Origin of the sequence: Paraburkholderia sp. SECH4 (assembly GCF_030511745.1) — a bacterium.
GTDB lineage: Bacteria > Pseudomonadota > Gammaproteobacteria > Burkholderiales > Burkholderiaceae > Paraburkholderia > Paraburkholderia madseniana.
The window spans coordinates 1-20,078 of the sequence record NZ_JALOCP010000047.1; the positions used below are offsets into that span (position 1 = coordinate 1).

19 protein-coding genes and 1 pseudogene are annotated in these 20,078 nt (G+C 61.9%); 13 read left to right on the forward strand and 7 right to left on the reverse strand.

Features of this window, described 5'->3' with window-relative positions:
* Window positions 1–56: 56 nt before the first annotated feature.
* Window positions 57–179 (forward strand): annotated as a pseudogene (locus tag M0D67_RS36685) (DUF2322 family protein); the annotation flags it as partial.
* Between the two features lie 85 nt (window positions 180–264).
* Here M0D67_RS36685 and M0D67_RS36690 read toward each other — a convergent pair.
* Window positions 265–1,176, reverse strand: a complete 912-nt coding sequence (locus M0D67_RS36690; RefSeq protein WP_266242042.1) for a LysR substrate-binding domain-containing protein — start codon at window positions 1,174–1,176, stop codon at window positions 265–267.
* 96 nt (window positions 1,177–1,272) lie between these two features.
* Between M0D67_RS36690 and M0D67_RS36695 the strand changes: the two genes are divergently transcribed.
* Entirely contained in the window at window positions 1,273–2,295 is a 1,023-nt protein-coding gene (locus M0D67_RS36695; RefSeq protein ID WP_266242044.1) for an aldo/keto reductase, read from the forward strand.
* An 89-nt stretch (window positions 2,296–2,384) separates the two neighbouring features.
* On the opposite strand, the gene M0D67_RS36700 is transcribed toward M0D67_RS36695, so the two are convergent.
* Window positions 2,385–4,073 carry a hypothetical protein gene (locus M0D67_RS36700; RefSeq protein WP_266242046.1) on the reverse strand — a complete coding sequence of 563 codons (1,689 nt, stop codon included), beginning with the start codon at window positions 4,071–4,073 and terminating at the stop codon, window positions 2,385–2,387.
* Window positions 4,074–4,254: 181 nt separating this feature from the next.
* Window positions 4,255–5,112: an oxidoreductase gene (locus M0D67_RS36705; RefSeq protein ID WP_266242047.1), complete on the reverse strand. Its 858-nt coding sequence runs from the start codon at window positions 5,110–5,112 to the stop codon at window positions 4,255–4,257.
* Between the two features lie 116 nt (window positions 5,113–5,228).
* On the opposite strand from M0D67_RS36705, the gene M0D67_RS36710 reads away from it, so the two are divergent.
* On the forward strand, window positions 5,229–6,164 hold the full coding sequence (locus M0D67_RS36710) for a LysR family transcriptional regulator (RefSeq protein ID WP_266242048.1): 936 nt from the start codon (window positions 5,229–5,231) through the stop codon (window positions 6,162–6,164).
* A gap of 100 nt (window positions 6,165–6,264) precedes the next feature.
* On the opposite strand, the gene M0D67_RS36715 is transcribed toward M0D67_RS36710, so the two are convergent.
* Window positions 6,265–6,648, reverse strand: a complete 384-nt coding sequence (locus tag M0D67_RS36715; protein ID WP_154559415.1) for a hypothetical protein — start codon at window positions 6,646–6,648, stop codon at window positions 6,265–6,267.
* A 272-nt stretch (window positions 6,649–6,920) separates the two neighbouring features.
* Between M0D67_RS36715 and M0D67_RS36720 the strand changes: the two genes are divergently transcribed.
* On the forward strand, window positions 6,921–7,589 hold the full coding sequence (locus M0D67_RS36720; protein WP_266242049.1) for an RraA family protein: 669 nt from the start codon (window positions 6,921–6,923) through the stop codon (window positions 7,587–7,589).
* Between the two features lie 150 nt (window positions 7,590–7,739).
* On the opposite strand, the gene M0D67_RS36725 is transcribed toward M0D67_RS36720, so the two are convergent.
* The 3 genes from M0D67_RS36725 to M0D67_RS36735 all read right to left on the reverse strand — a co-directional run bounded on the left by M0D67_RS36725 (window position 7,740) and on the right by M0D67_RS36735 (window position 11,471).
* A complete protein-coding gene (locus M0D67_RS36725) occupies window positions 7,740–8,774 on the reverse strand; it encodes an L-idonate 5-dehydrogenase (protein ID WP_266242050.1) in 1,035 nt (344 codons plus the stop codon).
* A gap of 249 nt (window positions 8,775–9,023) precedes the next feature.
* Window positions 9,024–10,139, reverse strand: coding sequence for a porin (locus M0D67_RS36730; RefSeq protein WP_233464787.1), 1,116 nt, complete (start codon window positions 10,137–10,139; stop codon window positions 9,024–9,026).
* A gap of 123 nt (window positions 10,140–10,262) precedes the next feature.
* On the reverse strand, window positions 10,263–11,471 hold the full coding sequence (locus M0D67_RS36735) for an aspartate transaminase (protein WP_266242051.1): 1,209 nt from the start codon (window positions 11,469–11,471) through the stop codon (window positions 10,263–10,265).
* Window positions 11,472–11,745: 274 nt separating this feature from the next.
* Here M0D67_RS36735 and nac point away from each other — a divergent pair, with 274 nt between their 5' ends.
* The 9 genes from nac to M0D67_RS36780 all read left to right on the forward strand — a co-directional run bounded on the left by nac (window position 11,746) and on the right by M0D67_RS36780 (window position 19,822).
* Window positions 11,746–12,681 carry a nitrogen assimilation transcriptional regulator NAC gene (nac, locus tag M0D67_RS36740; RefSeq protein WP_073430279.1) on the forward strand — a complete coding sequence of 312 codons (936 nt, stop codon included), beginning with the start codon at window positions 11,746–11,748 and terminating at the stop codon, window positions 12,679–12,681.
* Between the two features lie 224 nt (window positions 12,682–12,905).
* Window positions 12,906–13,403 (forward strand): acetyl-CoA carboxylase biotin carboxyl carrier protein, encoded by a 498-nt coding sequence (accB, locus tag M0D67_RS36745; protein ID WP_266242055.1) that lies wholly within the window; start codon window positions 12,906–12,908, stop codon window positions 13,401–13,403.
* A gap of 6 nt (window positions 13,404–13,409) precedes the next feature.
* Window positions 13,410–14,762: an acetyl-CoA carboxylase biotin carboxylase subunit gene (gene accC / locus M0D67_RS36750; RefSeq protein WP_266242057.1), complete on the forward strand. Its 1,353-nt coding sequence runs from the start codon at window positions 13,410–13,412 to the stop codon at window positions 14,760–14,762.
* 83 nt (window positions 14,763–14,845) lie between these two features.
* Complete coding sequence (gene pxpB, locus M0D67_RS36755) at window positions 14,846–15,517, forward strand: 5-oxoprolinase subunit PxpB (protein ID WP_233464789.1); 672 nt, start codon at window positions 14,846–14,848, stop codon at window positions 15,515–15,517.
* Window positions 15,514–16,521, forward strand: a complete 1,008-nt coding sequence (locus M0D67_RS36760) for a biotin-dependent carboxyltransferase family protein (protein ID WP_266242058.1) — start codon at window positions 15,514–15,516, stop codon at window positions 16,519–16,521. The genes pxpB and M0D67_RS36760 overlap by 4 nt, the downstream gene beginning before the upstream one ends.
* A 3-nt stretch (window positions 16,522–16,524) precedes the next feature.
* The gene (locus M0D67_RS36765; RefSeq protein ID WP_266242059.1) at window positions 16,525–16,995 is read left to right on the forward strand and encodes an acetyl-CoA carboxylase biotin carboxyl carrier protein subunit; all 471 of its coding nucleotides are present in this window, start codon (window positions 16,525–16,527) and stop codon (window positions 16,993–16,995) included.
* Window positions 16,996–17,080: 85 nt separating this feature from the next.
* Complete coding sequence (locus M0D67_RS36770) at window positions 17,081–17,848, forward strand: LamB/YcsF family protein (protein WP_266242061.1); 768 nt, start codon at window positions 17,081–17,083, stop codon at window positions 17,846–17,848.
* A 172-nt stretch (window positions 17,849–18,020) separates the two neighbouring features.
* The gene (locus tag M0D67_RS36775; protein ID WP_154559407.1) at window positions 18,021–18,779 is read left to right on the forward strand and encodes an SDR family oxidoreductase; all 759 of its coding nucleotides are present in this window, start codon (window positions 18,021–18,023) and stop codon (window positions 18,777–18,779) included.
* Between the two features lie 32 nt (window positions 18,780–18,811).
* Complete coding sequence (locus M0D67_RS36780; protein ID WP_266242063.1) at window positions 18,812–19,822, forward strand: D-glycerate dehydrogenase; 1,011 nt, start codon at window positions 18,812–18,814, stop codon at window positions 19,820–19,822.
* The last annotated feature ends 256 nt before the right edge of the window (window positions 19,823–20,078 follow it).

The following is a 20,078-nucleotide window of genomic DNA, read 5'->3' on the forward strand; positions in this document are numbered from 1 at the left end:
CGCCGCCGTCAACCTGGCGCCGCCAGATTTGAGCGGATCCCCAGCGCCATCGACAGGTGTTCGCCGAGCATGCGGTTGACGCGCGCAACCGTCCGGGTGCACACCCGAACGTCGACCATCTGCTCGCGATTGTGGCCGGTGGGGAAGCGTTGCGCATCGATGTTGTCGCAGCGGGCTGAGCGCGCCGTCGTTGCACGGCGCGGCGTGGATCGCGTGATATCGGTCCGCGCCGTAACCCATACCGGTTGACCGTGGCGTCCCTGCCTACGGATGACTACCTGAGTCTTCAGCGGCAAGAATAAAGTCGACGAACGCCCTGAGCGGAGCCGGCATATGCGTCCGGCTCGGGTAGTACAGAAACGGTCCAGTGAAGGTTTGACACCACTCGCCGAGCACAGGTACGAGCGCGCCTTGCTCTATTGCCGGCCGCAGAAATTCATCGAACGAGTAGACGATTCCCAGTCCCGCGGTGGCCGCGCCTCGTTCCAGTTCGATCACGGAGGCGATCATCGGTCCGTTTGGCTCGATCCGCACGACGTCGTCGCCTCGCTTGAATTCCCATGTCGCAAGCACGCCGCTGTCGAAGCGGTGTCCGATACACGCGTGGTTCAATAGTTCGCCCGGATGTTGCGGTATGCCGCGGGCCGCGAGGTAGGACGGCGCGGCCGCCGCGACGAAATGTTGAACGCGCGGGCCGATCGGCACGGCGATCATGTCGCGCTCGAGGCGTTCGTCGTAGCGGATACCGGCATCGAAGCCCGCCGCGAGGATATCGATGAACGTGTCGTTGGTGCCGACGTCCACGGTGATACCCGGATGAGCGGCGAGGAAGCGGGAGAGGAGGGCAGGCAGAATTTCTCTTGCCGCGATCGACGGAACGTTTAATCTCAGTGTTCCAGTCGGACTCTCGCGAAAGAGGTTCACCGCATCCAGCGCGATGGTGATTTCCCCGAAGGCCGGCGCGAGCCGTTCGAAAAGGCGCTGCCCGGCTTCCGTTGGCGTGACGCTGCGCGTCGTGCGGTTGAGCAGCCTGACGCCGAGCTGCTGTTCGAGCCTTCGAACCGCTTCGCTAAGCGATGAGGCTGACACGCCGCCCGTCAGTGCGGCATGGCGGAACCCGCGTGCCCGTGTGACGGCGACGAATGCTTTCAAATCGGACAGGTCGGGTTCCTGCATTGTTCGCTTTCCCGCACGGGTCATCCGGATTGAGATGGATTATCGCACGCTGGAAATCGACCGATACTTCAGCGCAAGCACCTAACGAGGAACATCATGAAGCAACTTCAACTGGGTAAGACGGGTCCGCAAAGCTCCGCCATCGGTCTTGGCTGCATGGGGATGTCGGGCATGTACGGTCCGTCCGACCGCGCTGAAAGCATCGCAACGATCCACGCCGCGCTCGAAGCCGGCATCACTTTGCTCGATACCGGCGATTTTTACGGCTCCGGCCACAACGAAATCCTGATCGGCGAGGCCCTGAAAAGCGCGCCGCCGTCACGCCGAGACGCGGCGATCATCAGCGTGAAATTCGGCGCCATGCGCGACCCCGCAGGTGGCTGGTCGCTCTACGATGCGCGTCCCGCGGCGGTCAAAAACTTTCTTGCCTACTCGCTGCAGCGGCTGGGCGTCGATCATATCGACATCTACCGCCCTGCGCGGCTCGATCCCAACGTGCCTATCGAAGACACGGTCGGGGCGATTGCCGACATGATCAAAGCCGGCTATGTGCGGCACGTCGGCTTGTCCGAAGTGGGCGCGACGACCATTCGCCGTGCGGCGGCGGTGCACCCGGTGAGTGACCTGCAGATCGAGTACTCGCTGATTTCACGTGGCATTGAAGACGAGATCCTGCCGACGTGCCGCGAACTCGGGATCGGCGTGACGGCGTACGGCGTGTTATCCCGCGGTTTGATCAGCGGCCACTGGAGCAAGGATGCCGCGGGGAAAGGCGATTTTCGCGCCATGAGTCCGCGCTTTCAGGGGGACAACGTCGATCACAATCTCGCGCTGGTGGATGCGTTGCGCGAGGTGGCCGATGCCAAAGGCGTTTCGGTTGCGCAGATCGCGATTGCATGGGTTGCGGCCCAGGGCAGCGATATCGTGCCGCTCGTTGGCGCGCGCCGGCGCGATCGCCTTGCCGAAGCGCTCGGTGCGGTTGATGTGAAGCTCAGCGCTGAGGATCTGGCAGCGATCGCGCAGGCAGTACCGCACGGGGCCGCCGCAGGTGAACGTTACGCAGCGGCGCAAATGGCGCATCTCGACAGCGAACAGGGGAGTAAGGGCCACGCTGCCTGATGCGTTGACAGGTCGTGCAAACCGGGTGAGCCGGTAAGCCACGCACGGTTGAATGCGCCGCGGCGTGGCTTCACCCTGTTGTCAGTGCGTCAGAAACGGTGGTCCTGATCAGTACCCGGCGTGAACGAGACACCGCGCAATACCTCACCAAAGCCCGCGCTTCGCAACGTGACGAATTTCTCGCGGGCGGCACCCGTCGCACTCGTATTTGCGAGCAGGTCGCGAATTGCAACCAGCTGGTTCGGATCCGCGCCAACATCACTGTTGCCGCTGACGGTCGAGGTCATTGCCCAGAGCGTGACTGTGCCGTCATGTTCGACGCGGCCGGTCAGGTTGCGCAGCCCATCCGTCGCCGGTGCCCACGGGAGGCCAGTTGCCGTATTGGAGCCGGTCGGGTATCCGGACACCGTGTATTGCTGGCCCAGGTTCAGACCCGCCTGCAGGGTGTAGGCGAGCGTCCACTTTTTCGCACCGGCGTTATACACCCACTTCTGCAGACCCGCACCAGTCTGCGCAGCCGCATGCGTGTAAAGATTGGGGCCGCCCGTGTAGCCATCGCCCTCGTCCGCGACATAGAGCGTCGTCGCGTTGGCGAACCAGAGGCCAAACGGATAGGAGAGCGTAGTCGCGGTCTTGTTGGGCGTCGACGGGAAGCCGGCCAGTACGCACATATTGCTTGGCAGTCCGTTGGTTTGGACCGTCGCGGCGTCGTAAGCAAGCGCCTTGCTGGGCAATGCCGCATTGGCGGCCGGCACACCCGTGCCAGACGGGCAGGCGTTTCCAGTGGTATCCACAAAGTACACCGTGTTTACGCCGTTGCTGCCGCTGCCCTTCGTGAAGTAGAGGACATTGTTGAATACGGTCATGCCCCGGAAGTTGTCGTCCTTGCCGATCTTGTCCGCCGGCTTGCCAAGCTCAGTGACCGAAAAGCTGGCGACCGGCGTCGGTGCGCCCGGGTCCTGCTGCGCCTCATGCTTTTTCGTGGCGTCGATGAATTGTGCGCCGGCGCCGAGGATCACCCCGGCCGGTTGCGGATTGGCACCGTTACCCGCGTTGCCGGCCGTGTAGAAAAAATCTTCGCCATCGCGGTTATTCAGAATCGCCGAACGGCCGTTGTTGCCGCTATATGCATTCGTCTCGGTGATGCGGAAGTGCCCATCACGGTCGACGCGTGCGACTGCCCGATAGAAATTCTGCCCCACCGGATTAGTGGGATCGACGACGCCAGGCGTGTTCGAATTGGAGACGTCCAGCGTATTCACCGGCGCGACATAGCCCATAAAGGTCAGGTACTGGCCGTCGAGCGAAAGGTGCAGGCCGAGTTCAGATTTGGAGCTGAAGCTGGTGACGAGTTGGTCACGTCGCGGCGTTTTCTGCAAACTGTTGGGCACTTCGAGCGAGCTGACCCACTCGCCTGACGGCGTGAGCTGATCGAGAAAGATCCGCGACGTGATGCCGAAGCTGCCGTCATAGCCGTCGTTATTCCACACGTACGGATAGGTGCCGTCGCTCGGCGCGCCAGTGGCCGCGCTACAGCCGCCCTGAGTGGCTCCGCAATTCGGCGGTAGGACCGCGCCAACCTGAACGTTGCTTGACTGGTTGTCGTACACGCTTCGACTTACAACCAGTAAGTCTGGCTCAAAGCGACTTTCACCGCGGAAATCTGACTGTTCGGCATGTGCGTTGAGGGCGGCGGCGCAGAGCACCAGCGCTACCGTGGAAGCCGGTCGGGGAAATGACAGGCGGCGTGTCGCGTTGCAGACGGGAGTCGTTTTCATCTGTAGGTTCCGGGTGGGGAGGTGGAAGTTCTTTTCAGACGGACTAGCACGGACAACCCGGTTACCGTAACAACGCATGATGAAGGATTAGTGGCGGCGGCTTCGGTGCAAACCCCCATTGCGTATCGGCCTATCCGCTTCCCATTCCCCAACGCAAATGGGAAGCGGATAGTGTCAGCATTTATTCAGAAAAGTCAGTCGATGCCGACAACGCCTTCCAGGTTTCGGTTTCCTGCGTGACATAGGCATTCTTCTCAGCGATCGCCTTCAGCGTGTCGGTGCCAAGCGGCAGCCGAAGCGGAGGCGTTGGTGCGTCGACCAGATCGACCATGGCGGCCGCGAGTTTCTCCGGGTTGCCCGGCTGGTTGTGGTTCATGCCGGTAGCGAGCCGGCGAACAGCTCCTGACGTCTCGTCATAGTCGGCAATCACGTTCCCGGCAACAACAAGCGATGACGCGTCGAGAAAGTCCGTACGGAAGTATCCAGGCTCCACGACCGTTGCGTGAATGCCGAGCGGCTTCAGTTCGGCGTGCAATGCCTCGGTCAAGCCTTCAACTGCGAACTTGGTCGAACAATAGGCGCCGAACCCGGCGACTGACCGATAGCCGCCGATCGACGACATATTGATGATGTGACCGGCCCGCTGCGTGCGCATCACCGGCAGAACGGCGCGTGTGATATTCAGCAAGCCGAATACGTTCGTGTCGTACATGCGGCGCACGTCGGCGTCGCTCGACTCCTCGATGGCACCAAGCAAACCGAAGCCCGCGTTGTTGACCAGAACGTCGATCCGGCCGAATCGATCAACTGCGGCTTGAACCGCGGCCTTCGCCTGAGCTTCGTCGGTCACGTCAAGCGCGACGGGAAGGAGTGCCGGCGAGTGACCGAAGCGCTCGGCGATCGCTGCGACATTGCGGCCAGTGGCAACGACCGCGTTGCCGTCAGCCAGGGCCGCCCGGGCGATCAGCGCGCCGAGGCCGCGTGTCGCGCCGGTGATGAACCAGACGCGCTTGAAGCCGTTGTTTGTGTTGTTAGTCATGATGTTTCTCCTACGGTTCGGGTGAAAGTGAACGAATAATAGGAGTGTCGATTGGCACAAACTAGACGCTGATTGGTAGACTGATAATCAACTTTTATTTGCTAATTCGGGCGGCCATGAACGAAGTACGCGCGATCACGATATTCGTCCGGGCCGCGGCGCTGGGAAGCCTGCGCAAGGCCGCCGTGGATCAGGGCATCTCGCCGCAGGCCGCGAGCCACGCGGTCATGCAACTGGAAAAGGAGCTGGGGGTTCGGCTTTTCCACCGAACCACACGCAAGTTGAGTTTGACCGAGGAGGGGCAGGGGCTCCTCGACAGTGTGAGACCTGCGTTGGCGATACTGTCGTCGGCACTCGACGACGCGCGGCGATCGAAAGAGGCGATTGCGGGCCCGTTGCGGGTGAGTGCGCCAAGCGCGTTCTGGCGCACGGTGCTATGGCCATATTTCCTGGAATTCGCCGAATTGCATCCGAATGTACAACTGGATGTGCAGTTCGACGATCACTTCACCGACCTCGTCAGCGATCGCGCCGACGTGGGCTTTCGCGGTGGTTCTCCGCCGTCGGGCGGCACAATCGCGAGACGGCTGTTGCCGATCCAGTTGATTGTCTGCGCCTCGCCTGCCTATATCGAGCGTTATGGCGCGCCGCGGACCATCGACGAGCTCGACGGACACCGTTGCACCGGCTATCGACGGGCGAATACCGGCAAGCAGGCTCCGTGGGAGTTTCTAATAGGTGACGAGATCGTCTATCGCGACGTCGCAGCTAGCTTATGCGTCAATGACACGGACGCGGAAACCCAAGCCGTGCTCGCTGGACTCGCAATCGGTCAACTCGGCAGCTTTTCGGCGGCCTTGCCTATCAGGCGTGGCGAACTTGTTCCACTGCTCGTCAGGCATGTCACGCAGCGTGAGGCCGTCTACGTCTACTATCGCCATCGAACCGAGCAACCGCTGCGCGTGAGGACGTTCATCGACTTTATGGTCGAGCGCCTCGCGGGGAACAGGGATTTCTATCTCGAGCCGTCTGAGCTTCGTGCTGCGCGTTGAGCGTGCCGGGTTCGATGAGTCGATAAGCATCTGAACGCAGGTAACGTGCTGCAGCGTTGGCGTTCGGACGTCACGTGATGAGGCGGCCGGCAGCGATACCTTATGTCTTCGGCAACGTGGATTTGCCGCTCCGTTTGCGCGGCTTCGGTTCGACACCTACGCGCGGGTCGCGTGCGAGCACGAGCGCCGTCATGGTTTCGACGGTGGTTTCAAAAGCCGGATCGTCTTGCGGCACATAAAGCCATTTTCCAAGCACCGGATGCGGCCGCAAAGCGGGTACTTCTTCAATGAGCGCGGCGTGGCGTTCGTGCGAGGTGCACACCAGCAAGCCATTCCACGGCTTGTCGCGATCGGCGGCAATCAGACATAGCAGGCCGTCGATATAGGCGGCATCGCTGCCGAACATCCGTTTGCGAATATAGGTGGCGTCGCGCTCGAATGCGTCGAAGATCCAGACGAGCGAGTTGCGGATGGAAGAGGGCATCGGTGTGAAATCCCAGGGACAATGAGCGATGTTAACCAATGTCTGCTTTTGCTGCCTATAACTGATCGTCGAGAGTCGACCTCGGCGCATCTCAGCGCCGTCTCCTCCGGCAATTGCGTTTCATAAGCGTTTCCTATCGTGCAAGAACGAACCCGTCTTGGCGTGATTTGCGAGGGCGATATACCGTTATATCCGTGTTGCAGCGGTGTCGTGCCTACTCGTTCCTGATCTGCATGAGCCGCTCCCCTTATATCCGGAAGCGAAGATCGACCATGTACAAAGCCATCAGGAAGAACCCGTCGGCGGCTCAGGCTGCCGATACGATCCTTAGCGCGTTGCGCGACATCCCCGTCTCTGCGCTCAGCGACAACATGCATCGCAACATCGGCAGCGTGGGCCTGCACCCGTATCAGCGGCCTGGCAAGAAGACGATGGCCGGCACTGCGGTCACCGTGCGCTCGCGTGGCGGGGATAACCTGACTTACCTGCGTGCCCTGGAGTTTTGCCGCCCAGGGGACGTACTGGTCGTGGACGCTGGTGGCGATCTCAACAACGCCGTGGTCGGCGGCATTCTGTCGTTCTACGCGGCCCACATCGGCGTTGTTGGTTTGGTGGTAGACGGCGCGATCCGCGATGTCGCGGAGATCCGCGATCGGGATTTTCCGGTTTACGCCCGTGGGGTCACGCACCGTGGACCGTATAAAGACGGTCCGGGTGAAATCAATGTGCCGGTGTCGGTCGGCGGAATGGTGGTCAATCCGGGGGATATCGTTGTCGGCGATCAGGATGGCTTGCTGGCCATTCCGCAAGACGATGCCGAGCATCTCATTGAAAAGGCGCGAGCCGTTCTCGAAGCGGAAGCCGAGACGATGCGAGCGATGAAGGAAGGCCGCTGGAACCGCGCGTTTATCGATGCGCTCGAAGCACGATGCAATAACTGAGCACCGTGTGGGGAGAAGGAAAAAGCCGACGTCTACATCGCGACGTCGGCTTTTTTTATCGCCCTTTCATTGCCCATTCGCGTGATGGGTGGACGCATGACGACGAGAATGCGGCTTGCCGCGTCATCGTCGCCACACGTGCGGGATCAATTAATCGAAGCTCACCAACACCTTCATCGATTTTGAACGGTCGCCCGCTGTCTGGAACGCCTTGACCGAATCCTGATACGGGAAAATGCCCGAGATCAGGGGCTTCACGTCGATCAATCCCTTGTTCAGCAGTTCGACGGCAATGGCGAATTCTTCGTGAAAGCGGAACGCGCCGCGCAGATCGAATTCCTTGGCGACGATCACATTGATCGGCAACGAGATGTCGCCGCCGAGGCCGACCTGGACGATCACGCCGCGCGGTTTGAGCACGTCGAATGCCCCGCGCAATGCTGCTGCGTTGCCGCTCGCCTCGAACAGAACGTCGAAGCTGCCCTTGTCGACGGCGAACGGCTGGAGCGCGTCCGGCGTCTCCGCGATATTGAGCGCGAGGTCGGCGCCGACCTTTTTCGCGCTGTCGAGCGGAAGCGCATTCACGTCGGTTGTCACGATCATCGCTGCACCGGCCCTGCGCGCGGCCGCCACGATCAACGCGCCGATCGGCCCACATCCTGTGACGAGCACCCGTTTACCGAGCAACGGACCCGCGCGCCGAACGGCGTGAAGGGCGACAGAAAGCGGTTCGGCCATCGCGGCTTCCGCATCGCTCAACGAGTCCGCCACGACGTGCGCCTGTGAACGGTCGATCACGATCTCCTGCCGGAATGCGCCCTGCACGTGCGGCGTGCGCATCGCGCTTCCGTAGTAACGCATATCCAGGCAGTGGTTCTGCAGCCCTTGCTGACAGTATTGGCACAGGCCACACGGCCGGCTCGGGCTGATGGAGATCCGCGTACCGACCGGCATATCCGTCACACCAGGTCCCACACGCGAGACGGCGCCCGAGACTTCATGGCCGAGCACCATGGGCTCCTTGATGCGAATCGTGCCGAAACCGCCATGGTTGAAGTAGTGAAGATCCGAACCGCAGATACCGCCGGCCCGAACCCGTACGAGCAACTGGTTGGCTTCCGGTTCAGGCGTGGGAACGTCCTCGATGCGCAGATCGAGTGGGGCGTGAATGACAAGTGCATGCATGGTGAGGGCCTATAACGGTGAATGCGGGATCAGCACGCTATACGGTAGCGCCTCAAGGCGCAGTCGACAAAGATCAAAGTTGTCTGGGCCGATAGTCGACGCTTATGGATGCTCATTCGAGCGCCCTGGTCATGTTCTCGATGACATTGTTGACGATCGGGACAAGACTTCGCGTCCCGATGCCGTTCGGCCGTAGGAGAGGTCTGCCGGCGTCAGGCGACACCGAACAGACGTGCCACACTGCAAACCTTAGAACTTGTGACGCAAACCGATTGTCGCTTCGAACAGCGAGTTGAAGCCATAGAACGGCTGGTTCGAGCCGGAGGCGGCGGCGAGGGTCGTCCATGCGCCGGTCAGATGGTTGTAGTCCACGCCGACATAGACGTCGGTGCGCTTGCTGAGGAAATAGTCGAACGTCGGACCGGTCGTGATGCGCGTGCCGCTCTGACCTGCGTGATGGACGAAGTCGATGTAGAACGGCAGATCGAGCACGAGTCCCGGCGTGATGAAGTACTGGACCGCGGTGGAGAAGGAGTCGTTGCGATAGTCGGCCGGATAGACGTGGCTGTAGATATACGAGCCGAACACCTTCGCCGCGCCGAACTTATACGTTGCGCCCGCGGTGAAGATCTTTTGCGAGCTGTCCGGGATCGTCACGCCGAAGTACGTGCTGCCATAGGTGCTGGTCGCAGGCGTCAGGCCGCCGATGTCGTTGACGATCTGATAGGCCGCGCCAACGCTCAAGGGGCCGTGGTCGTAAGAAAGGCTGACGGCCGGCGACGAGTTCTGGTGAGTATTTCCCGCTACACCGCCAAACGTATACGAGCCCTTGAGGGTAAAACCTGCAAGCGTCGGCGAGGTATATCGCACGGAATTGTCCAGACGGCCGCCGCCAGTCAGACCGGCACCTTGAAAGCCGACCGTGCCGGTGTAATTGGCGAACGCATAGATATCGTGCGTCCAGCCCATTTCATGCACCAGCGTGTATTGCCGGCCCATCGTCAACGTGCCGTAGTCGGTACTGCGCAGCCCCACCATCGCGGTGCGGCCGAACAGGCGGGCCGCGCCGGACGGCGTGGATTGCTGCGTCACACCGGTATTCGGTGTAAAGCCGCCTTCGAGCTGGAAAATGGCGGCTAATCCGCCGCCGAGATCCTCGGTTCCCTGCAGACCCCAGCGGCTACCCTGAATCTCGCCGCCGCTACCCATCGTGAAAAGCTTCCCGCCGGATTTGTTCTGGTGGGTGTCGTAGCGCACCGCTTCGTCGATGATGCCGTACAGGGTGACGCTCGACTGCGCGTGCGCGATCCCAGAAACTGCTGCCAGTCCTAATCCAGTTAGTATGCCTAATGTATGCTTTTTCACGAGTAGATCCCCTTGCAGATTGACGAAAAATGGAAAATTCCAAACCGACTGCCACGTCCTCGCGGCGCGGCATGTCTTTTTTTCAAAGCGACGACGCGACGTATTCACGTCGTCGCCGTACTCTCAGTTCAGTGCGGCGACCGCGGCGGCAATCTTCCTGCAGCCTTCATCGATGATGTCGATGCTTGTCGCGATCGACATCCGGAAGAAGGGTGAAACGCCATAGGCCGATCCGGCAACCAGCGCGACGCCGGCGTGTTCTAGCAGATACAGAACGACATCCGCGTCGCCCTCGAGGAGCTTGCCTTGCGGCGTGGTGCGGCCGATCATGCCGCCGCAATTGACATACAGATAGAAAGCGCCGCCCGGCGTTTTGCAACTGATGCCGGGAATCGCGTTAAGGGCTTCGAGTGCGTGGTCGCGGCGTTCCTTGTAGGTCCGCACCGATTGCTGCACGAATGTCTGGTCGCCCGTCAGCGCTGCGAGCGCCGCGGCCTGGCTGATCGAACTGGCGTTACTGGTGGATTGGGACTGGAGCGTGTCCATGGCCGCGATCAGGTCGGCGGGACCGGCGGCGTAGCCGATGCGCCAGCCGGTCATCGCGTAGGTCTTGGACACACCGTTGACGACCAGGGTGCGTGAGCTGAGTTCGGGTTCAATCGACAAGAGGTGCTGTGATGCTTCGCCTTCGAACCGGATGTGTTCGTAGATGTCGTCCATCATCACCAGCACCTGCGGGTGACGCAACAGCACATCCGCCAATGCGCGCAGTTCGCCGGCGCTATACGTCGCGCCCGTGGGATTGGTCGGCGAATTGATGATCAGCCAGCGCGTACGGGGCGTAATCGCCGCTTCGAGGGCGGCGGGCGTGAGCTTGAAACTGTCTTCCTCGGTGCAGGGCACGACGACCGGCACGCCGTCGCAGGCAAGCACCATGTCCGGGTAGGACACCCAGTAGGGGGCGGGAATCAGGACTTCATCGTCTGCTTCAACGGTGATGGCGAGCGCGTTGAAAATTGCGTGTTTGGCGCCGCACGTCACGATGATGTGTTTGGGATCGTACGAAAGACCGTTCTCACGTTGCAGTTTCGCCGCGATGGCGGCGCGCAGCGCCGGCGTGCCCGCGGTTTGCGTATAGCGCGTTTCGCCGCGCTCCATCGCGTCGAAAGCGGCCTGGCGAATGTGCGCGGGCGTGTCGAAATCGGGTTCGCCGACCACGAGGTTGACGATGGTTTTCCCCTGCCGCCGCAGTTCCGCGGCCCGGTCGGCCGCTGCGCTGCTCGGCGAAGGTTTGATTCGCTGGACGCGCGCGGCAATTCGCGATGCACTCACACTTGCCTCCTCAACGGCATTTGATGAGGCTTCACCTTAAGCGCGCGAAAAAGTTCAAGCCAAGACGTCTTTCCGCTGGCGCAATAACATCCACTTATGACAGGACGGTACGCGTGCGCGTCCGGCATTTACCCATCGGGGTCCGTGCGGGAATACGCTGACAGGCCACGCTTTTAGCGCTGCAGGGGCGGGAGCGAGGTTTTTTAAGCACTGTGCGCGGGGCGGCGCTTGCCCTATCATTGTTGCCATCACTTAACGTTGAGACGCGACTACCGTGAACCTGCGGCGTTTGAAGTACTTCGTGAAGATCGTCGATATCGGCAGCCTGACGCAGGCCGCCGAAGTGCTTCATATCGCCCAGCCGGCGCTGAGCCAGCAGTTGATCACGCTCGAAGACGAGTTCCAGCAACAACTGCTTGTGCGCACCAAGCGGGGCGTCACGGCCACTGAGGCGGGCGCCACGCTGTATCGCCACGCCCAGTTGATCCTGCGCCAGTACGAACAGGCTCAGGCCGACGTGAAGAGCGCCGGTCAGACGCTGTCAGGCCAGGTTTCGGTCGGGCTCGCGCCCGGCACCGGCGCGTCGGCGCTGTCGCTGCCGCTGCTGCGGACCGTGCGCGCCCGCCATCCGGACATCCTGCTCTATATCAACGAGAATTTCGGCACGACGCTCAGCGAACTGATCATGAACGGGCGTATGGACATGGCCGTGCTGTATGGCGACAAGCCCGTCCACGGCCTGTCGTTCCAGCTTCTGATGAACGAGGAACTGTTCCTCGTGGCGCCGCGCAGCATGGGGATCACGCAGGAGCAGATCGCCGTGACGGAGTTGCGCGACGTGCCTTTGCTGCTGCCGCGTCCGTACAACTATCTGCGCAAGTACGTCGACGAGGGTTTCGCGCGCGTGCAGATGATCCCCAAGGTCGTGGCTGAAATCGAATCCGCGTCGACGTTGTCGGCCGCGGTGAGCGCGGGGATCGGTGCGACCATCCTGCCCGATTCCACCGCACGAGTCGTAGCCGCGGCGGGCGACGTCGTGCAATGCCGGATCGTTTCACCCGTCATCAAGATTCCGCTTTCGGTCTGTCTGTCCGACCATTTGCCGCTTTCCGAGCCCGCCGCGGCCGTCAAGGACATCCTGCTGGAACTGGCCGGCGACCTTGCGCTCGACGTGCGCTTCGAGTCCGGCGCCGATAGCGCCGATACATAAGCGCGCCTTATCGCTACAAAGCCAAACCGTCTTGGCGCATTTTTTATGCGCCGGATACATTGAGTCCATCGTCGATCGCCCCGGTTCGCAGTGAGCCGGCGCGACGAGGCTAGCCGTCACGCGGGCGAGGCAACCGGAGATTGAATCGGGTTGCCGTACTGCCCCAGCGGTGCTTCGCGCACGCCAATCGACCGGCGCGCGTCCAACCGGCTACGGACTCAAAGATGGATCTCCAGAAGATTAAGGCGCTTATCGACCTGTTGGCGGACTCTCCGCTGGCCAAGCTCGAAGTCATCGAGGGCGATGAACGGGTCAAGCTTGTGAAGGCGAAACGGCGCGGCAAGCGGGCTGAGGCGCCTTCGGGCGATGAACGTGCAGCTGTCACGTCCACCTCGGGCACCCAGGGGAGCCAAGGGGCTCAATCACCGCACGCCGAGCCTGCGCAATCCGTCGACACCCCCCAGGCAGCTCCTGCAACCGCCAGTGAGCCGCAACTCGTTCGTGCGCCCATGTTCGGCGTCGTTCATCTGACACCGGCGCCCGGCGAGGCGCCCTTCGTGAATACCGGCGACACGATCAAGGAAGGGCAGGTGCTCTGCACGATCGAGGCAATGAAGATGTTCAACGCGATCGAGTCCGAACTCAGCGGCGCCGTTCTGGAGATTCTTGTAGCTCCGGGCAGCGAAGTGGAATCCGGGCAGCCGCTGTTCCGGATCGGCTGATCGACCATGTTCAACAAAGTACTGATTGCCAACCGCGGCGAGATCGCGCTTCGAATCCAGCGCGCCTGCCGTGAATTAGGTCTGAAAACCGTCGCCGTCCATTCCGAGGCCGACGCCGATGCGCGGTATGTCCGGCTCGCCGATGAAGCGCTGTGCATCGGTCCTGCCGCACCGGGGCAGAGTTATCTCAACCGGGCCGCGATCCTGTTCGCGGCGCACGTGAGCGGCGCACAGGCGATTCATCCCGGCTACGGCTTCCTGTCGGAAAACGCGGATTTTGCGGCGCAGGTCGAGGCCGCCGGCATGGCCTTCATCGGCCCCGAGCCCGACTCCATCCGAACGATGGGTGACAAGGTCGCCGCCAAACGGGCCATGCGTGCGGCCGGCGTGCCTTGTGTGCCTGGCCCGGACGGCGGTCTGCCGGACGACCCCACCGAGATCCTGCGGGTCGCGCAGGAGATCGGCTATCCGGTGATCGTCAAGGCGGCGGGCGGTGGCGGCGGGCGAGGCATGCGCGTCGTGCCGGGCCCCGAGCAGTTGCTCGAGGCGGTGTCGGTGACGCGCGAAGAAGCACGCCGCGCCTTCGGCAAGCCCGAGCTCTATGTCGAAAAGTTTCTCGAGCATCCGCGTCACGTCGAAATTCAAGTCCTGTGCGATACGCACGGCAATGCCCTGTGGCTCGGTTCGCGCGACTGTTCGCTGCAACGGCGTCATCAGAAGGTACTGGAAGAGGCGCCCGCACCCGGCATCGACCCGGAATTGATCCGGCAAGTGGGCGAGCGCTGCGTCGAGGCCTGCCGGCAGACGAATTACCGTGGCGCCGGCACTTTCGAATTCCTGTTCGAGAACGGCCAGTTCTACTTCATCGAAATGAATACGCGGCTGCAGGTCGAGCATCCCGTGACGGAAATGACGTCGGGTGTCGACATCGTGCGGGAACAGATAAGGATCGCCCAGGGACACGCGTTGACGATTCGTCAGTCGGACATTCGCACGCTTGGCCATTCGCTGGAATGCCGGATCAACGCCGAGGACCCGTTCACCTTCGCCCCCTGTCCGGGGAAGATTTCCGTTTGGGAACTGCCGGGTGGCAACGGCGTGCGGGTGGACTCGCATATGAGTGGCGGCGCAGTCGTGCCGCCGTATTACGACTCGCTGATCGCCAAGGTGATCACCCACGGAGCAACCCGTGAAGAGGCGCTGGCGCGCATGCGCATCGCGCTCTCGGAGATGCGCATCGAAGGCATTCGCACCAACGTGCCATTGCATCAGGCCATGCTCGAGGACGAAGGGTTCGATGAGGGTGGCGTCGATATTCATCATCTGGAGCGTTGGCTCGCAAAGAGGAAACAGACATGACGCTGACTGTTGAGCATGCGTCGATTGCGCACGGGGATGTAGTCGAACGGCTGCGTCCGGATTCACAGAGGACTGTCCTTGCAATGAAACAGGATGAATCGGAGCAGGCGCTTTGCATCAGCATGCTGGGTACGACGGCCATGCTGTTCGAAGCGCCCGGCGCGCTCGATCTGCATGCGCAGCGCCGCATCTGGACACTCGCCCGCGAGGTCGAATCATGGCCGGGCGTGCGTGAAGCGGTGCCCGGCGTGACCAATCTGATGTTGACGTTTTCCACGCCGCCCGCAGACCCGGACTCGCTCGGCGCCGCGTTGCGCGACGCGTGGGCCGCGGCGGGCGAATTGCAGATCGAAGGGAGGGTGGTGGACTTGCCGGTGGAATACGGCGGCGAGTTCGGGCCGCATCTGCAGGACGTGGTGAATCACACCGGCTTGTCTATCGACGAGGTCGTGCAATTGCACTGCGCGCCGCTCTACACGGTCTATGCGCTCGGCAGCCATCCCGGGTACTGCTATCTGGGCGGCATGGACCCGCGTATCGCCACGCCACGGCGCAAGGTGCCGGTGCTGGGTTTGCCCGGCGGCGCGGTGTCGATCGGCGGGGTGCAGACCGGAGTCTCGGCATCGACGGGACCGAGCGGCTGGAACACGATCGGTCATACATCGATGTCGTTCTTCGACCCCACGCGCGATAACCCGGCCACACTCGCACCCGGCGACATGATCCGTTTTCGCGTCGAGAGGATTGTTCCATGATCGAGATCTTGTCTTCGTCCGCGCTCGCGACGGTGCAGGACCAGGGGCGTGAAGGCTATCTGCGTTACGGCGTCGGCACGGCCGGCGCGATGGACCGGTTGGCGCTCGCGGTCGGCAATCTGTTGCTCGGCAATCCGGACGACGCGGCCGGCATCGAAATTCCGATGTTTCCCTTCCGTATCCGCTTCCTTGAAGACCTTTCGTTCGCCATCACCGGTGCCGATTGTTCGGCGCGCTTAGGCGACCGGCCGGTGCTGCCGTGGTGGACCGTGCATGCGAAACAGGGCGACGTGCTGACGATCGGCGTGCCGACCAGCGGCACGCGCTGCTACCTGTCGCTTGCGGGTGGCGTGGACGTACCGGTAGTGCTCGGTTCGCGCAGCACGCAGTTGCGCGGCCAGTTCGGCGGCTTCAATGGTCGTCAGTTGCAGAAGGGTGATGTGGTGAAGGCAGTGGGTCTCGCCAAGCGCGTCGTGCCGCAAGATGCTGTGCTCGCCGCGGGTTTCGGCACAGTGCCGCCGGAGTACTCATTGCCGGCGCCGTTATCCCTGCCCGCAGCCGAAGCAGGCGAAACCGTGGTGCGCGTGCTGTCCACCGCGGAATACGACTGCTACGAGCCAGAGTCGCTCGAAGCGTTCTGGCGCGATGGGTGGAAAGTGACGCCGCAGAGCGATCGCTATGGATACCGCCTCGCTGGTCCGACTTTGGTCGCGACGCATTCGATCGAAAAGCGTTCGCACGGCATCGTGCCGGGCGTGATCCAGGTGCCGCATAGCGGCCAACCGATCATTCAGCTTCGGGATGCGCAGCCCTCGGGTGGCTATCCGAAGATCGGCACCGTGATCGAAGCGGATTTGTGGCGGCTCGCGCAGGCGCGTATTGGTACGAAGATTCGCTTTGTTCAGACGACGTACGCGCAAGCCGTTACGGCGCTGGAAGAACTGGACAGTTATCTCGTCAGGGTGCGCAATCTCGTTGCACTGTTTTGCCCTTCCCGACACTGACACATGACACAAAAAATCGAAGTGAATATCGGCGAGCTTCGGCAGATCACGTCGTGGCTGGCAGAAGTCGATATCGAGTTCATCGAAATCAGCAAGCCCGGGGCGACGGTTCGATTGACGATGGAGCAGGCGGCTAGCTCTGCCGGTGCGGATGCGTCGGCACAGGCTCAGTCGGTTTCGACGGTGGTTCCTGGCGGACTCGCGCGCGCAGCGGACACTGCGCAGACGCAGGCCGTCAGCATCACCGCGAAGTCGGCCGGCATCTTTCTGTCGACGCATCCGGCGCGCTCAACGCCTTTGGTCAGCGCGGGCGATCACGTCAAACCGGGCGACATTGTCGGCTTGCTGCAGATCGCGCAATTGTGCGTGCCTGTGGTCGCGTCGGCGGATGGCATGGTCATGCGCTTGTGCGTCTCGCATGGCACAACGGTCGGTTACGGAACGCCCTTGCTCGAACTCTCGCCGTCGGCGTAGACGCATATCGATAGATAGACACTGAGCCGGCGTGGTCCGCTGCGGATAGCCCGGCACAGACCGCTTAAAGAATGGAGAGTGGATAGTGGAAATCGACCTGAACGCGGACCTGGGCGAAGGCTTTGGACCCTATCGAATGGGCGAAGACGAAGCGATGCTCGATATCGTTTCGTCCGCCAACGTCGCATGCGGCTATCACGCGGGCGACCCCGTCATCATGGACAAGACGGTGCGGATGGCTCTCGCGCGCCAGATCGACGTCGGCGCGCATGTCGGCTTTCCCGACCTGATGGGCTTCGGCCGGCGGCAGATTCAGGCGGACCCGCTTGAACTGGCGAATTACGTGGTGTATCAGATGGGCGCGCTTGCGGGCATCGCGAAGCGGGCCGGGCATCGCGTCACGCACATGAGCTTTCACGGCGCGCTGGGCAACATGGCTGCGGCATCGTATGAACTGGCCGAGCCGCTGGTGCGGGCGCTCGCCGAGTTTGATCGCGATCTGATCATCAGCGTTTCGACGAACACCGAAATCGAACGGGCCGCCGATCACATCGGGATACGCACGGCCAACACGTTTCTCGCCGACCGTGCCTACGACGATCAGGGCGCGCTCGTGTCGCGCAAGCTGGAAGGCGCGGTCATCAAGGACCGCGCGGCTGTCCTCGCACGCGTCAAGGAGTTGCTCGAAGATGGCACGATCACGACGATCACGGGCAACAAGCTCAAGATCGCGGTCCAATCGATCCTGCTGCACGGCGATACGCCTGGTGCCGTCGAACTCGCGCGCACGGTGCGCGGCGTGATCGAATCGGCGGGTGGCCGGGTCGTGCCGGTGTCGAAGCTCGTACGCTAGGCGCGCGCCGGCCGACCTGCATCGATCAATCTGCATTGATCAACCATAAGCCAGTCTTATCGCCACAAAGCCAATCCGTCTTTGCCCCACGTTTTCACGGCGTATACATTGGTAACAGGCTTATCGCACGCCTCAAAGGGCGACAGTTCAGAACTACAGATAGAGGTCATTCATGCCGTTTTCAGACTATAAGACCGCGCTGGTGACGGGCGCTTCGACCGGAATGGGCGCTGCGATCGTCGAGCGCTTCTGCCGTGAAGGACTCGAAGTGCATGCGCTCGCACGCAACGCGGATCGTCTGAATGAGCTGGCGGAGCGAACCGGTTGCATCCCGCACGCGATCGACGTGTGCGATCTGGCAGCCGTCACGAAGCTGACGCAGGACGTGCAGTTCGATATCGTCGTTAATAACGCCGGCGTATCGACCAAAGGCTCGATTCTGGATGCCGCTGCGGCAGACATCGACCTTCAGGTGGAAGTCAACCTGCAAGCCGTTCTGCATATCGTGCGGCTCACCATGCCGGGTATGGTTGCCCGCGATCGCGGTCATATCGTCAACATCAGCTCGATCGCAGGGATTTACAACTTCAACGGCAACTCCATTTACGCCGCAACGAAGGCCGGCATCCATGCGTTGTCGCGCCAGTTGCGAGTGGACGCGACCGGCAGACGCGTACGCGTGACGGAGATCTGTCCGGGCCGTGTCGCCACCGATATTTTTGGCCATGTGCATGGCGACATCGAGGCGGCACGCAAGCAGTTCATCGACGGCTTCGAGCTGCCGCTGCCGTCCGACATCGCCGACGCCATCGCCTTTGCGATCGCCGCGCCGCTCGCGGTCAACATCAGCAATATGGAAATTCTGCCCACGCTGCAGGTGCCGGGCGGGCTGACGACGATCAAGCGCGATCCCGCCGACCACAACGAGTAAGTGCAATCCAGAGTCCAACAAGGAGGTTTTCCATGCGTGCATCGGTACTGGTTACCCGTGCGTCATTTCCGGACATCGTCGACCGCCTGCGCGCGAACTTCGACGTGACCGACAATCCGGACGATACGATCTGGACGCAACCAGAGCTGATTACCAGGCTGCAAGGCAAGGTGGGGGCCATGACGGCCGGCAGCGATCGCATCGACGCAACCTTGCTCGACGCTTGCCCGCAACTGAAGGCGGTATGCAACATCGGTGTGGGCTACAACAACGTCGACGTGGAAGCCTGTACCGCGCGTGGCGTGCTGGTTACGAATACGCCGGATGTCCTAACGGATACCACCGCCGACTTCGGCTTCGCGCTGATGATGGCAACGGCGCGGCGCATCACCGAGTCGGAACACTTCCTGCGTGCCGGCGAATGGACCAAAACCGGACGCTACGACATGTTCGTCGGCAACGACGTGCATGGTTCGACGCTCGGCATTCTCGGCATGGGACGTATCGGCCAGGCCATTGCGCGACGTGGCGCATTCGGCTTCGGCATGCGCGTGATCTATCACAATCGCTCGCAACTGGCGCCGGATGTCGAGGAGAGCTGCAAGGCACGCTATGTCGACAAGGAAACGCTGTTGCGCGAGTCGGATCACCTGATCATCGTGGTGCCTTACTCGGCGAGCTCGCATCACGCGATTGGCGCCGCGGAGCTCAAGCAGATGAAATCGTCGGCCACGCTGACCAACATCGCACGCGGCGGTGTAGTGGACGACGCAGCTTTGGCGGTAGCGCTGAACGAAGGCAGCATCGCGGCGGCGGGTCTGGATGTATTCGAAGGTGAACCGGTTATCTGCCCGGCGCTTCTTGCGCAAGAGAATGTGGTGCTTACGCCGCATATCGGCAGCGCGTCTGTCAGCACGCGGCGCGCGATGGCCGCGCTTTGCGCAGACAATTTGATCGCAGCTCTAGGACACGGCGCAGCGGCCGGCAAGCCGCCGACACCGGTGAACCCGCAGGTGCTGACGCGCCCGACAGCCACAGCCTGAACGATGACCGGCGCAGCATGCTGCGCCGGCGCAATACCGCCGTTGTTTCTCAAGCGTGAGCGCTCCGATAAAGGAGCGCGCCACTGACGATGAGGCGCCCGCAGAGGCGCCACATACTGGAGACAAACACCATGCACAACCACGCCTGTCGCACTGCCGGAAGCCGTCCCGATTCATCATTCCCGAAACTTATTGCACCAGAAGAAAGGCCTCTGCAACGGCCTTTTTTCGCGAGCTAGTATCAATTCAACACGGA

Bases quoted from the DNA above. Each gene is read 5' to 3' on its own strand.
- M0D67_RS36780 (WP_266242063.1), top strand. From the start codon at position 18,812: ATGCGTGCATCGGTACTGGTTACCCGTGCGTCATTTCCGGACATCGTC.
- M0D67_RS36765 (WP_266242059.1), top strand. From the start codon at position 16,525: ATGACACAAAAAATCGAAGTGAATATCGGCGAGCTTCGGCAGATCACG.
- M0D67_RS36725 (WP_266242050.1), bottom strand. From the start codon at position 8,774: ATGCATGCACTTGTCATTCACGCCCCACTCGATCTGCGCATCGAGGAC.
- M0D67_RS36760 (WP_266242058.1), top strand. From the start codon at position 15,514: ATGATCGAGATCTTGTCTTCGTCCGCGCTCGCGACGGTGCAGGACCAG.
- M0D67_RS36690 (WP_266242042.1), bottom strand. From the start codon at position 1,176: ATGCAGGAACCCGACCTGTCCGATTTGAAAGCATTCGTCGCCGTCACA.
- M0D67_RS36705 (WP_266242047.1), bottom strand. From the start codon at position 5,112: ATGACTAACAACACAAACAACGGCTTCAAGCGCGTCTGGTTCATCACC.
- M0D67_RS36710 (WP_266242048.1), top strand. From the start codon at position 5,229: ATGAACGAAGTACGCGCGATCACGATATTCGTCCGGGCCGCGGCGCTG.
- accB (WP_266242055.1), top strand. From the start codon at position 12,906: ATGGATCTCCAGAAGATTAAGGCGCTTATCGACCTGTTGGCGGACTCT.
- M0D67_RS36775 (WP_154559407.1), top strand. From the start codon at position 18,021: ATGCCGTTTTCAGACTATAAGACCGCGCTGGTGACGGGCGCTTCGACC.
- M0D67_RS36720 (WP_266242049.1), top strand. From the start codon at position 6,921: ATGTACAAAGCCATCAGGAAGAACCCGTCGGCGGCTCAGGCTGCCGAT.
- pxpB (WP_233464789.1), top strand. From the start codon at position 14,846: ATGAAACAGGATGAATCGGAGCAGGCGCTTTGCATCAGCATGCTGGGT.
- M0D67_RS36700 (WP_266242046.1), bottom strand. From the start codon at position 4,073: ATGAAAACGACTCCCGTCTGCAACGCGACACGCCGCCTGTCATTTCCC.
- accC (WP_266242057.1), top strand. From the start codon at position 13,410: ATGTTCAACAAAGTACTGATTGCCAACCGCGGCGAGATCGCGCTTCGA.
- M0D67_RS36715 (WP_154559415.1), bottom strand. From the start codon at position 6,648: ATGCCCTCTTCCATCCGCAACTCGCTCGTCTGGATCTTCGACGCATTC.
- M0D67_RS36695 (WP_266242044.1), top strand. From the start codon at position 1,273: ATGAAGCAACTTCAACTGGGTAAGACGGGTCCGCAAAGCTCCGCCATC.